The organism is Halomonas maura (genome assembly GCF_030409305.1).
GTDB classification, from domain to species: Bacteria; Pseudomonadota; Gammaproteobacteria; order Pseudomonadales; family Halomonadaceae; genus Halomonas; species Halomonas maura.
In genome coordinates this window covers 21,464-33,135 of record NZ_JAUFPQ010000007.1, presented here as the reverse complement: position 1 = coordinate 33,135, position 11,672 = coordinate 21,464, and the positions used below count along the sequence as shown (strand labels likewise).

Sequence of the window (11,672 nt, the reverse complement as noted above, 5' to 3'; positions counted from 1 at the left end):
TGGATCTGCGACATCCTCGACACCCTGGCCGCCGAGACCGACACTACCGAGGTCGAGTCCGAGGTGCGCGGCAAGGTCGCCAAGCTGTGCGACCGCCACCCCGTCTATGGCCAGTCGAGCACCAGTGCCGAGGACACGGCCATTGCGTGAGCCCGTTAACACCGGGCTTCTCGGGGCCCTAGGCAGGATCAATCGGACATCTAAGCCCGCCGGCAGGAGAACCAGCGGTAGAGAAGCGCTGCTCCAGGACAGCAAAGGCCCCATCGTGAAAACATCCGGAGACCCCGATTCGAATAGCCATAAAAAAAGCCGCTGAGATCAGCGGCTTTTTCAATATTCTGTGGCGGAGGGGGAGGGATTCGAACCCTCGAAGCCTTTCGACTTACACACTTTCCAGGCGTGCTCCTTCGACCACTCGGACACCCCTCCGCATTGTCATCCCCGAGGCTTTGGCGCCTGGCCTTTCGCTCGAGAACGTCGCCCTTTCTCTCAAGGACGGCGCATATGCTAACGACTTAAGTCCGCGAATGCAAGCCGGTTTTCGGCTTTTTCGCCATGCCGCCCGGTGACGGCATGGCCGCGGGAAGCGCCCTCACCCGGCCGGCAGCACCGCGTAGTCGCCGCGGGCCTCGAGGCAGAGGGTGTCGCCGCACCACAGTTGCTGCACCAGGGCGATGCGTCCCTTGCCGCGACGTTCCAGGCGCTCGGCAAGCCGCTCGGTGCCCGCCTCGGCCTCCGGCATGCAGACCATGCGGTAGTCGCCGGTCACCGGCGCCAGGAAGCGCTGGCCGGCGTCGGCCACCACCACGTCCCGGTCGTAGCCGTGTCGGCGCAACCAGAGCGTGGTCCAGCACCAGCCCAGCAGGGTGGTCTGGGCGGCGAGTGCCCCGCCGAAACCGGTGCCCTTGTCGTTGAGACTCGGCGCCAGCGCGAGTCGCCATTCGAGCGTGTCGCCGTCGCGGCGCATCTCGCGGATACCCAGTCGCGCGACCATGGGGATGGCCTCGCCGAGCCAGGCGAGGAAGGTCGCCGGATCGTCTCCCTCGCCCACCGGCGGCAGCGGCAGCCGCGGGTGGGGAATACCGATCTCGCGCATGCTCAGTCCCAGCGTTCCACGAAGTCGTCGATAGCGTGCTCGGGCAGCGGCCGGTGGCGTCCCCCCAGTTGCCCCAGGTAGAGGAAGGCCACCAGCTCGTCCTCCTCGCCGAGACCGAGCCCCTTGCGCACGGTGGGGTCGAAGGCGTACTTGCCGGTGCGCCACATGGCGCCGAGGCCCTGGGCATGGGCGGCGAGCAGGATGCCGTGGGCGGCGCAGCCGGCGGAGATCACCTGCTCCACCCGGGGCACCTTGGGCTCGTCCGGCGTTACCCTGGCGATCACGGCAATGATCATCGGCGCCCGCTTGGGCTTCTTGCGCGCCGCGTCGAGCACGGCGTCCTCGGCATGCGGATCCTCGCGGAACTCGGCCTCGGCGAACAGCTCGCCGAGGCGGTCGAGTCCCTCGCCTGAGAACTCGATGAAGCGCCACGGCCGCAGCTCCTTGTGATCCGGGGCCCGCAGGGCGGCGCGGTACATCGCCTCCCGCTGCTCGGACGTCGGCGGCGGGCCCATCAGCTTGCCCATGGAGCTGCGCTCATGCAGCAGCGTCATCGCATCCATTGTGGTCTCCTTGCGAGGTTCAAACGAGAAGAGTTCTCGTCACTCTACCAAGCGACGCGGTCACTGTCGTGCCAGGCGCAGCGGCAATGGCGGCCGTTCGCCCGGCGTGCCCCGCCAGGGGCTGATGTCGAGTCCGCCCCGGCGGACGTAGCGCGCCAGCACCAGCAGCCGTTCGGGACGGGCCCGGGCCATCAGGTCCATGAAGATATGCTCGACGCAGTGCTCGTGGAAGTCCTGGTGCTGGCGATAGCCGATCAGGTAACGCAGCAGGCCGTCTCGGTCCAGGCGAGGCCCCCGGTAGCGGATCAGCACGCTGCCCCAGTCGGGCTGGCCGGTCACCGGGCAGTTGGACTTGAGCAGGTGCGAGTGCAGGGTCTCCTCGACGACCTGCCCCCCCACCCTGAGGTGCTCGGCGCTGGGGGTATAGTCGTCGACCGCGATGTCACGGTCATCGATACACTCGCCGGGTAGCCGGCGCGGCATGAGCGCCTCGTCGTCCACGCCGAACAGTTCCACGCTCACGGCGGCGCCGGCCGCCTCGGCGAGATCCCTTTCCAGGGTCGCCACCACCTCCTCCCGCGAGGCGAAGCTCGTCTGGTTGAAGCCGTTGAGGTAGAGCTTCCAGGACTTGGACTCGATGAGTCGCGGCGAGTCCGCCGGCAGCCGGAAGCGGGCCACGGCGACGATGGGCTTGCCGCGGGCATTGAGCCAGGAAACCTCGAAGGCGTGCCATTCATCCTCGCCGACGAAGGGCAAGGCGCCTGCCTCGATGCCCAGCGGCGCCCGATTGGCGGCCCGCTCGATGGGATACAGCAGCCCCGCCTCGTAGTGCTCGGGATAGGCGGACTCGCGCCCCAGGGGGGCATGGGCGAGGGTCTCGGGACGGTGGTGCGACATGCGTTAGCTCCTGATGCCCTTGCCGTTCTCGAGCATCCACAGGGCGATGCCAAAGAGTACCACGATGAAGGCCAGGATGGCGGCCAGCGCCCAGCCCACCGGGATGTCGGAGACGCCCAGGAAGCCGTAGCGGAAGACGTTGACCATGTAGAGGATGGGGTTGAGCATCGAGGCCCCCTGCCAGAAGGCCGGCAGCAGCGAGATCGAGTAGAACACCCCGCCCAGGTAGGTCAGCGGCGTCAGCACGAAGGTCGGCACGATGGAGATGTCGTCAAACTTCTTGCCGAGCAGGGCGTTGATGAAGCCGCCGATGGCGAACAGCGCCGCGGTCAGCACCACCACCCCCAGGGTGAGCAGTGGATGGGCCACCTCCAGGCTTGTGAAGAACAGCGACACGACGGTGACGATCACTCCCACCCCAAGCCCGCGGGCCATGCCGCCGAGCACGAAGCCGGAGAGGATCACCCAGTTGGGCATCGGCGAGACCATCATCTCCTCCACGCTGCGCTGGAACTTGTTGGAGAAGAAGCTCGAGGCCACGTTGGAGTAGCTGTTGGTGATCACCGACATCATGATCAGCCCGGGGACGATGAAATCCATGTAGCTGTAGCCGTCCATCTCGCCGATGCGCGAGCCGATCAGGTTGCCGAAGATGATGAAGTACATGGTCATGGTGATCGACGGCGGCAGCAGGGTCTGTGGCCAGATCCGCGTGAAGCGCTTGATCTCCTTGACCACCAGGGTCCAGAGCGCGATGGCGATCTGCATGGGATTCATGCGCGAACCTCCTGGTCCTGGTCCAGGGCGCCCTGGCCGCCTTCGACCATGGAGACAAACATCTCCTCGAGGCGGTTGGCGCGGTTGCGCATCGACATCACCTCGATGCCCTGCTCACTCAGGCTCTCGAAGACGTCGTTGAGGCGCTGGCCGCGGTGGATCACCACCGCCAGCTGGGCATCGTCGACCTGCCGGACCTCGAAGCCCGCCACCTCGGGAGGCGCCTCGACCGGATGGGCCAGGTCGAGCAGGAAGGTCTCGGTATCCAGCTCGGCGAGCAACTCCCGGACGCTGGTGTCACGGATGATCTTGCCGTGATTGATGATGCCGACGTGACGGCACAGGCTCTCGGCTTCCTCGAGGTAGTGGGTGGTGAGGATGATGGTGGTGCCTTCCTCACGGTTGATGCGACGCATGTACTCCCACATGCTGCGCCTGAGTTCGATGTCGACCCCGGCGGTGGGCTCGTCGAGGATCAGCAGTTTCGGGCGGTGGATCAGCGCCCGGGCGATCATCAGCCGGCGCTTCATGCCGCCGGAGAGCATCCGCGCGCTGCCATTGCGCTTGTCCCACAGGCCCAGGTCGCGGAGCAGCTGCTCGGCCCGCGGCAGTGCCTCGCGACGCGACATGCCGTAGTAACCGGCCTGGGCCATGATGATGTCGATGACCTTCTCGAACTGGTTGAAGTTGAACTCCTGGGGCACCACGCCGAGGTGGTACTTGGCGCGGGCGAAGTCGGTGTCGACATCGATGCCGAAGATCGAGACCTTGCCGGCGGTCTTCTGCACCAGGGAGCAGACCACGCCCAGGGTGGTCGACTTGCCCGCCCCGTTGGGCCCCAGCAGGGCGTAGAAGTCGCCCCGGGCGACGTCGAGATCGATCCCCTTGAGGGCATGGAAGCCATTGCCATAGACCTTGGTCAGGCCACGGATGGACAGCGCCGGTTCGGCCATGAGCGATCCTGTGGAAGCTGGGTGAATGTCGTCGAAGCCCCACAACATGGGGGCTTATCGTCATCGGTTCAAGTTATCGGCCCGCGCGTACGCTTTGACAGGGCCAGGCGACTGGTCGATATCTACCTGTAGGACCGACCGCGGACGGGAGCGCCCCATGACCTTGACCACCCTGCTCTGCCTGCCCTTCTCCACGCCAAGCTGGGCATCGCTGCGCGAGCACCGTCCCTCGATCACCGTCCTGATCCTGTGGCTGGTGCTGCCATTGTCACTGGTGCCGCCACTGATGCTCTACTATGCCGGCACCCACTATGGCGATGAGTTCCTCACCGGCTTCGGCGACAAGCAGTGGCGCTTCATCACCACCATCTTCTTTCTCGCCGAGCTGCTGACCTTCGCGGTGATGGGCTGGCTGATCCACGAGATCGCCAATGCCGGCACGCGGCGCATCGCCTTTCGGGACGCCTACCTGCTGGCCGCCCTGGCCCCGGTGCCTCTGTGGCTCTCCCCCCTCGGCCTGTTGGTGCCGAGCCTGGCGGTCAACGTGGTGATCGCCCTGGGTGCGCTGGGGATCTCCTGCGGCATCGTCTACCACGGCCTGCAGGGACTGTGCCGGATTCGCGAGGACGTGGAGGCAATGTCGGCCACCTACACCATCATGGCCGCCAGCGTGCTGGCCTGGGGCCTGTTGATCGCCCTGGTCTGGGCCTTCTGACCCCTCACCGCAACTCGGAAGACGCCCAGGCCCCTTGAAGCATGGCAACGAGAGGAGTCTCGAGAGACGCTGTGATGGTGGCTTGCGTGAGACACGAGATCGACGGGGTGGCAGTCCGGCTTGTATCCCGAGGCTTGGCTAATCAAGAAACTGGAGAAAGGAAATGGAGCGGGAAACGAGATCGACCGGGCTGGCGTTCCGGCTCGTGACTCGAGCCTTGGCTCATTACGAATACAATGAACAATACGAATGGGGCGGGAAATAGATCGACGGGGCGGCCTTCCGCCGCGCCGGCACACCGGATCGTGACCCGAGCCTTGGCTTGTCAATCATTGCTACATAAGAGAATGGAGCGGGAAACGAGATCGACCGGGCTGGCGCACCAGCTCGTGACACAAGCCTTGGCCTGACCGATGAGGATGAGAACCTTCGAATGGAGCGGGAAATAGATCGACGGGGCGGCCTTCCGCCGCGCCGGCGCTCCGGCTCGAGACCCGAGTCTTGGCTCATTACGAAAACGATAAAAAACGAATGGAGCGGGAAACGAGATCGACCGGGCTGGCGGACCAGCTCGTGACACAAGCCTTGGCCTGACCGATGAGGATGAGAACTTTCGAATGGAGCGGGAAACGAGATCGACTGCGCCGGCACACCGGATCGTGACCCGAGCCTTGGCTTGTCAATCATTGCTACATAAGAGAATGGAGCGGGAAACGAGATCGACTGCGCCGGCACACCGGATCGTGACCCGAGCCTTGGCTTGTCAATCATTGCTACATAAGAGAATGGAGCGGGAAACGAGATTCGAACTCGCGACCCTCGCCTTGGCAAGGCGATGCTCTACCACTGAGCTATTCCCGCTCGGGAGGTGATGTCGACAGTGCGAAGTGGCGTCCCATAGGGGGTTCGAACCCCTGTTCCCGCCGTGAAAGGGCGGTGTCCTAGGCCACTAGACGAATGGGACGCATGGAGCGGCAACGTGATTCGACTGGGCTGGCACTCCAGCGGACTGGTGTACTAGCTCGCGACCCTCGCTCGCCAACTCTTGACCCAATCGACCCGAAGGGCGACTGGAGCGGGAAACGAGATTCGAACTCGCGACCCTCGCCTTGGCAAGGCGATGCTCTACCACTGAGCTATTCCCGCAGGTCTCGCATTGTCCAACCACCGGAAGGTGGCGTCCCATAGGGGGTTCGAACCCCTGTTCCCGCCGTGAAAGGGCGGTGTCCTGGACCACTAGACGAATGGGACGCATTGGACGGGTGACGTGATTCGATCGGACCGGCGTACCGGCTCGCGACCCTCGCGCACCTGACCTCCGAACCCAACTTCCCGAAGGAAGATTGGAGCGGGAAACGAGATTCGAACTCGCGACCCTCGCCTTGGCAAGGCGATGCTCTACCACTGAGCTATTCCCGCACTCCGGTATCTTGATGAGTCGAGTGGCGTCCCATAGGGGGTTCGAACCCCTGTTCCCGCCGTGAAAGGGCGGTGTCCTGGACCACTAGACGAATGGGACGCAATGGCTCGCCTCGTCGAGATGGCGCGCATATTACGCATCGCCCCTGAAAGTGTCAAGCCTGCCCCTTCCAGAGCAGCACACCGGCCGCGCAGCGTTGGCAAACGGGGGTGGAAAAAATGCCCACCCTGGATGTCACAATAGGGGGGCAGGCTCCACCGTGACGAGGAGACAGGCCATGCGAAGGAAGATCGAGAAGAGCGATGCCGAGTGGCGTGAGCAACTCACCCCCGAGCAGTATCACGTGACCCGGGAGAAAGGCACCGAGAAGCCCTTCTCCGGTGACTACCGGGTCACCGAGGAACACGGCATCTATCACTGCGTGTGTTGTCATGCACCACTGTTCGAGAACGAGCACAAGTTCGATGCCGGCTGCGGCTGGCCGAGCTTCGACCGCCCCCTCTCCTCGGGCTGCGTCGAGCAACAGCCCGACGGCAGCCATGGCATGCAGCGTACCGAGGTCATCTGCGCCCGTTGCAATGCCCACCTCGGCCACGTCTTCCCCGACGGGCCACAGGAGACCACCGGCCAGCGCTACTGCATCAATTCGGTGGCCATCGACTTCCACGCCGGCGAGTAGGCGCCACGCCCTGCCCTGAGACGGCCGGCCATCTGCTATGATGGTCGGCCGTTTCACATGGCAAGCAGGAGAGGCACGATGCTCGGCTGGTACCCGGGACACATGAACAAGGCGCGCCGGCAGATCCTCGAGGCGCTACCGGAGATCGACGTGGTGATCGAGGTGCTCGATGCCCGCCTGCCCTACTCCAGCGCCAACCCCATGCTGGCGAGCCTCACGCGCCACAAGCCGGTGCTCAAGATCCTCTCCCGAGCCGACCTGGCCGATCCCGAGCGCACCCGGGAATGGACCGCCCATTTCGATGCCCAATCCGCCACCCGTGCCCTGGCGGTGACCACCACCAACGCCCGGGACCTCAAGCGCATTCCCAAACTGTGCCACGAACTGGCCGGCCAGGTACGCGCCGACCGGGATGTGCGAGTGATGGTCATGGGCATTCCCAACGTAGGCAAGTCCACGCTGATCAATGGCCTGGCCGGGCGCACCATCGCCAAGACCGGCAACGAGCCGGCCGTCACCAAGCGCCAGCAGAAGGTACGCATCGCCGGCCAGGTGGCGCTGATCGACACCCCCGGGGTGCTGTGGCCGAAGATCGAGGACCAGGCCAGTGCCTACCGCCTGGCCGCCAGCGGCGCCATCCGCGACACCGCCATCGACTACGTGGAGGTGGCCGTGGTGGCCGCCGCCGAGCTGGCCCGGCGCTACCCCGACGCCCTGAGCGGGCGCTACAAGCTCAAGGAACTGCCGGCCTACCGGCCGAATCCCGAGGCCGATCGTGTCGACGCCGACGGCGACGCCCGACCCGACCTGCTGGCGCTGGCTGGCTTCGACGGCCACGCCATCCTGGCCACCATCGCCGCCAAGCGCGGCGGCCTGCGCGCCGGCGGCGAGATGGACCTGCATCGCGGCGCCGAGGTACTGCTCCACGAGTTGCGCGACGGCAAGCTCGGCCGGCTTACCCTCGAGACCCCGGCCGACATCCCGACCGAGGACGCCACCAAGGACGGCGCCGATACCGCCGTCGACCGGTAGCCCCACCCCGATACACTCATACCCGCCGCCGGAGCGGCACCTGGACACCACTGGACCCGACACATGGATACAGCTCCCCTCAGGAAATCGCACAAGCTCGACAACGTCTGCTACGACATCCGCGGACCAGTGCTCGACCACGCCAAGCGCCTGGAAGAGGAAGGCCAGCGCATCCTCAAGCTGAACATCGGCAACCCCGCGCCGTTCGGTTTCGAGGCACCGGAGGAGATCCTCCAGGACGTGATGCGCAACCTGCACACCGCCCAGGGCTACTGCGACTCCAAGGGGCTTTACTCGGCGCGCAAGGCGATCATGCAGGAAAGCCAGCGCAAAGGCATTCCCGGGGTGGGCATCGAGGACGTGTTCATCGGCAACGGCGTTTCCGAGCTGATCGTGATGGCCATGCAGGCGCTGCTCAACGACGGCGACGAGGTGCTGATCCCGGCGCCGGACTACCCGCTGTGGACCGCCGCGGCGAACCTCTCCGGCGGGCGGGCCGTGCACTACCTGTGCGACGAGCAGGCCGACTGGGCCCCGGACCTGGCAGATATCCGCGAGAAGGTCACCGGCCACACCCGCGCCATCGTCATCATCAACCCCAACAACCCCACCGGCGCCGTCTATCCGCCGGCGGTGGTCCGCGAGCTGCTCGACATCGCCCGCGAGCACGACCTGGTGGTGTTCTCCGACGAGATCTACGACAAGATCCTCTACGATGGCACCGAGCATGTGGCCACCGGCGCGCTGGCCTCCGAGGACCAGTTGGTGGTGACCATGAACGGGCTGTCCAAGAGCTATCGCTGCGCCGGTTTCCGCAGTGGCTGGATGACCTTCTCGGGCACTATCGCCAAGAAGCGGGCCCAGGACTTCCTGCAGGGCATCAACATGCTGGCCTCGATGCGCCTGTGCGCCAACGTGCCGGCCCAGCACGCCATCCAGACGGCCCTGGGCGGCTACCAGTCGATCAACGACCTGATCCTGCCCGGCGGCCGGCTGCTGGCCCAGCGCGACATCACCTACGACAAGCTCAACGCCATCCCCGGCGTGTCCTGCACCAAGGCCAAGGGGGCGCTCTACGCCTTCCCGCGGCTCGACCCCAAGGTGTTCAACATCCAGGACGACCAGCAGCTGGTGCTGGACCTGCTGCTCCAGGAGAAGATCCTGCTGGTCCAGGGCACCGCCTTCAACTGGCCCGACCCGGACCATGTGCGTATCGTCACCCTGCCCTGGGCCGACCAGCTCGACGATGCCCTGGATCGCTTCGCCCGCTTCCTGTCACGCTATCGCCAATAGTTGACGTCACGCTTGAAACTCGGCGCAAAAGGCCGTATCTAAGCATCTGCTTCTTCACGCCGCACCCCGCGGGTGCGGCCACTGCGCGACAACTCCGACGGGAGACCTCCGGCAATGATGAGAATCCTGCTCTTCCTGGGCACCAACCTGGCGGTGATCCTGGTGGCCAGCATCACCCTGCGCCTGCTCGGCGTGGAGCCCTACCTCACCGCCCAGGGCATCAACTTCAATGCCCTGTTGATCTTCTGTTTCATCTTCGGCATGGCCGGCTCGATGGTGTCGCTGTTCATCTCCAAGTGGATGGCCAAGCGCACCACCGGCACGGTGATCATCGAGCAGCCGTCCAACAGCAGCGAGAAGTGGCTGGTCGACACGGTGGCCGAGCTGGCCCGGGAGGCCGGCATCAAGACCCCCGAGGTGGGCATCTTCCCCGCCCAGCAATCCAACGCCTTTGCCACCGGCTGGAACAAGGACGACGCCCTGGTGGCAGTTTCCGCCGGCCTGCTCAACCGCATGCGCCCGGAGGAGATCCGTGCGGTGCTGGCTCACGAGATCGGCCATGTGGCCAACGGCGACATGGTCACCCTGGCGCTGATCCAGGGGGTGCTCAACACCTTCGTGATGTTCTTCGCCCGGGTGGTGGCCCAACTGGTGGACAGCTTCCTGCGCCGGGACGATGGCGAGGGCCTGGGCTTCTTCGGCTACTTCGCGGTGGTGATCGTCGCCGAGATCGTCTTCGGCCTGATCGCCTCGGCCATCGTCGCCTGGTTCTCGCGCTTCCGCGAATACCGTGCCGACGCCGCCGGCGCCCGGCTGGCCGGCAGCGGCGCCATGATCAATGCCCTGGCGCGGCTCAAGGCCGAGACCCAGATGCCCGACCAGATGCCGGACACCCTGACGGCCTTCGCCATCACCACCGGCCAGACCCGCAAGTTGATGGAGAAGCTCTTCGCCAGCCACCCTCCGCTGGACGAGCGCATCCGCGCCCTCAAGGAGGCGGCCTACCGCGATTGACCGCCGCTTCACCGCAGCGCAGAAGGCCCGCCGATGGCGGGCCTTCTGCATTCCTGGCTCGGACCTGCCGACCGTCTCAGGAGGCCGGCGTCACCTGGAAGCCGGCGGCCCGCAGCGGCTCCGCCAGGGCCGCGGCGCCCGGGCGCAGCGCCACCGTCAGGGTCGCGAACTCCCGGCGCAGCGGGTAGCTCGCCCGACAGGCGTCGAAGCCCTTGGCCGCCCCCTGGCGGCGACTCTCGCGGATCAGGCTGTCGTGATCCCGGCGCACGTCATAGACGGCGCGCATGCACAGCCGCAAGGCTTCCTCGACCTCGTGGCCGCCCCCCAGGGTGAGGCTCGCCACGGGCGGCGGCGGGGCCAGCATCTCGAGGGTCAGCCGTGTCGGCAGGCCCAGGCGATGGGCCAACGCCTGGTAGATCTGATGGGTACCACGCAGCTTGCCATCGAGACTGTAGCCGGCGACATGGGGCGTGGCCATCGCCGCCAGGTCCCGCAGCGCCGCGTCGATGGCGGGCTCGCCTTCCCAGACATCCAGCACCGCGCTGATATCGCCCTGAGCGGAGAGCCGGCCCCGCAGGGCCTGGCCGTCGAGACAGTCGCCGCGGCCGGCATTCAGCACGACGGAGCCCGGTGCCAGTTCGGCGATGCGCCGGGCATCGAGCAGGTGATGGGTGGCATGGGGCCCCTCGCGCACCAGCGGGGTGTGCAGGCAGACCACGTCGCAGGCCTCGATCAGGGCATCCAGGTCGACGAAGCCCTCGGGGCCCTCCCGCTCGGCCCGCGGCGGGTCGCAGGCCAGGCAGTCGATGCCCAGCGCCCGGAGGCGCTCCAGCAGCCGCCCGCCGACATTGCCGACCCCGACGATGCCCACGCGTCGCTCGAACAGCCGGAAGCCCTGGCGCTCGGCCAGGGTGGCCAGACTCGCCAGCACGTAGTCCACCACCGCCTCGGCGTTGCAGCCCGGGGCGCTGGCGAAGGCGATGCCCCGCTCGGCCAGGGTCGCCGGGTCGACATGGTCGGTGCCGATCGTGCAGGTCCCCACGAAGCGCAGCCGCGACCCGGCCACCAGGGCCTCGTCGACCCGGGTGATGGAACGGACCACCAGCGCATCGGCCGAGCGTACCGCGTCGGCATCGATTTCGCGGCCCGGGAGGCGCTCGACCTCGCCCAGGGGCGCGAAGCATTCCATGGCGGCCGGTACATTGGCGTCGACGACGATTCGCATGATTCTCT

At 66.2% G+C, this 11,672-nt stretch carries 11 protein-coding genes and 7 tRNA genes; 5 read left to right on the top strand and 13 right to left on the bottom strand.

Annotated features, from left to right (window positions below; genetic code table 11):
* Positions 1 to 341: 341 nt before the first annotated feature.
* The 6 genes from QWY76_RS01665 to QWY76_RS01640 all read right to left on the bottom strand — a co-directional run bounded on the left by QWY76_RS01665 (position 342) and on the right by QWY76_RS01640 (position 4,286).
* A tRNA-Ser gene (locus tag QWY76_RS01665) sits at positions 342 to 429 on the bottom strand.
* Between the two features lie 163 nt (positions 430 to 592).
* Positions 593 to 1,096: a YiiD C-terminal domain-containing protein gene (locus QWY76_RS01660; protein ID WP_290309371.1), complete on the bottom strand. Its 504-nt coding sequence runs from the start codon at positions 1,094 to 1,096 to the stop codon at positions 593 to 595.
* A 2-nt stretch (positions 1,097 to 1,098) separates the two neighbouring features.
* Positions 1,099 to 1,659, bottom strand: coding sequence for a nitroreductase family protein (locus QWY76_RS01655; RefSeq protein WP_290309370.1), 561 nt, complete (start codon positions 1,657 to 1,659; stop codon positions 1,099 to 1,101).
* 60 nt (positions 1,660 to 1,719) lie between these two features.
* Positions 1,720 to 2,556, bottom strand: coding sequence for an NADPH-dependent 7-cyano-7-deazaguanine reductase QueF (gene queF / locus QWY76_RS01650; RefSeq protein ID WP_290309369.1), 837 nt, complete (start codon positions 2,554 to 2,556; stop codon positions 1,720 to 1,722).
* A 3-nt stretch (positions 2,557 to 2,559) separates the two neighbouring features.
* Complete coding sequence (locus QWY76_RS01645; protein ID WP_290309368.1) at positions 2,560 to 3,333, bottom strand: ABC transporter permease; 774 nt, start codon at positions 3,331 to 3,333, stop codon at positions 2,560 to 2,562.
* Entirely contained in the window at positions 3,330 to 4,286 is a 957-nt protein-coding gene (locus tag QWY76_RS01640; protein ID WP_290309367.1) for an ABC transporter ATP-binding protein, read from the bottom strand. Before QWY76_RS01640 ends, QWY76_RS01645 begins: the two co-directional genes overlap by 4 nt.
* A gap of 157 nt (positions 4,287 to 4,443) precedes the next feature.
* On the opposite strand from QWY76_RS01640, the gene QWY76_RS01635 reads away from it, so the two are divergent.
* Positions 4,444 to 5,001: a Yip1 family protein gene (locus tag QWY76_RS01635; RefSeq protein WP_290309366.1), complete on the top strand. Its 558-nt coding sequence runs from the start codon at positions 4,444 to 4,446 to the stop codon at positions 4,999 to 5,001.
* A gap of 786 nt (positions 5,002 to 5,787) precedes the next feature.
* On the opposite strand, the gene QWY76_RS01630 is transcribed toward QWY76_RS01635, so the two are convergent.
* The 6 genes from QWY76_RS01630 to QWY76_RS01605 all read right to left on the bottom strand — a co-directional run bounded on the left by QWY76_RS01630 (position 5,788) and on the right by QWY76_RS01605 (position 6,520).
* Positions 5,788 to 5,862 (bottom strand) — tRNA-Gly (locus QWY76_RS01630).
* A 27-nt stretch (positions 5,863 to 5,889) separates the two neighbouring features.
* A tRNA-Glu gene (locus QWY76_RS01625) sits at positions 5,890 to 5,965 on the bottom strand.
* 107 nt (positions 5,966 to 6,072) lie between these two features.
* Positions 6,073 to 6,147 (bottom strand) — tRNA-Gly (locus QWY76_RS01620).
* Positions 6,148 to 6,176: 29 nt separating this feature from the next.
* A tRNA-Glu gene (locus QWY76_RS01615) sits at positions 6,177 to 6,252 on the bottom strand.
* 93 nt (positions 6,253 to 6,345) lie between these two features.
* Positions 6,346 to 6,420: transfer RNA gene (locus QWY76_RS01610), tRNA-Gly, on the bottom strand.
* Positions 6,421 to 6,444: 24 nt separating this feature from the next.
* Positions 6,445 to 6,520: transfer RNA gene (locus tag QWY76_RS01605), tRNA-Glu, on the bottom strand.
* Positions 6,521 to 6,698: 178 nt separating this feature from the next.
* Between QWY76_RS01605 and msrB the strand changes: the two genes are divergently transcribed.
* The 4 genes from msrB (at position 6,699) to htpX (ending at position 10,439) form a co-directional block, all read left to right on the top strand.
* Positions 6,699 to 7,100, top strand: coding sequence for a peptide-methionine (R)-S-oxide reductase MsrB (gene msrB / locus QWY76_RS01600; protein WP_290309365.1), 402 nt, complete (start codon positions 6,699 to 6,701; stop codon positions 7,098 to 7,100).
* 78 nt (positions 7,101 to 7,178) lie between these two features.
* The gene (gene ylqF, locus QWY76_RS01595; protein ID WP_290309364.1) at positions 7,179 to 8,132 is read left to right on the top strand and encodes a ribosome biogenesis GTPase YlqF; all 954 of its coding nucleotides are present in this window, start codon (positions 7,179 to 7,181) and stop codon (positions 8,130 to 8,132) included.
* 63 nt (positions 8,133 to 8,195) lie between these two features.
* Positions 8,196 to 9,425, top strand: coding sequence for a pyridoxal phosphate-dependent aminotransferase (locus tag QWY76_RS01590; protein ID WP_290309363.1), 1,230 nt, complete (start codon positions 8,196 to 8,198; stop codon positions 9,423 to 9,425).
* Between the two features lie 114 nt (positions 9,426 to 9,539).
* Positions 9,540 to 10,439, top strand: a complete 900-nt coding sequence (htpX, locus tag QWY76_RS01585) for a protease HtpX (protein ID WP_290309362.1) — start codon at positions 9,540 to 9,542, stop codon at positions 10,437 to 10,439.
* A 76-nt stretch (positions 10,440 to 10,515) separates the two neighbouring features.
* On the opposite strand, the gene pdxB is transcribed toward htpX, so the two are convergent.
* Positions 10,516 to 11,664, bottom strand: a complete 1,149-nt coding sequence (gene pdxB / locus QWY76_RS01580; RefSeq protein WP_290309361.1) for a 4-phosphoerythronate dehydrogenase PdxB — start codon at positions 11,662 to 11,664, stop codon at positions 10,516 to 10,518.
* Between the last annotated feature and the right edge of the window lie 8 nt (positions 11,665 to 11,672).

Coding starts and splice junctions, on each gene's coding strand:
- QWY76_RS01660 (WP_290309371.1), bottom strand. CDS start 1,096: ATGCGCGAGATCGGTATTCCCCACCCGCGGCTGCCGCTGCCGCCGGTG.
- QWY76_RS01655 (WP_290309370.1), bottom strand. CDS start 1,659: ATGGATGCGATGACGCTGCTGCATGAGCGCAGCTCCATGGGCAAGCTG.
- queF (WP_290309369.1), bottom strand. CDS start 2,556: ATGTCGCACCACCGTCCCGAGACCCTCGCCCATGCCCCCCTGGGGCGC.
- QWY76_RS01645 (WP_290309368.1), bottom strand. CDS start 3,333: ATGAATCCCATGCAGATCGCCATCGCGCTCTGGACCCTGGTGGTCAAG.
- QWY76_RS01640 (WP_290309367.1), bottom strand. CDS start 4,286: ATGGCCGAACCGGCGCTGTCCATCCGTGGCCTGACCAAGGTCTATGGC.
- QWY76_RS01635 (WP_290309366.1), top strand. CDS start 4,444: ATGACCTTGACCACCCTGCTCTGCCTGCCCTTCTCCACGCCAAGCTGG.
- msrB (WP_290309365.1), top strand. CDS start 6,699: ATGCGAAGGAAGATCGAGAAGAGCGATGCCGAGTGGCGTGAGCAACTC.
- ylqF (WP_290309364.1), top strand. CDS start 7,179: ATGCTCGGCTGGTACCCGGGACACATGAACAAGGCGCGCCGGCAGATC.
- QWY76_RS01590 (WP_290309363.1), top strand. CDS start 8,196: ATGGATACAGCTCCCCTCAGGAAATCGCACAAGCTCGACAACGTCTGC.
- htpX (WP_290309362.1), top strand. CDS start 9,540: ATGATGAGAATCCTGCTCTTCCTGGGCACCAACCTGGCGGTGATCCTG.
- pdxB (WP_290309361.1), bottom strand. CDS start 11,664: ATGCGAATCGTCGTCGACGCCAATGTACCGGCCGCCATGGAATGCTTC.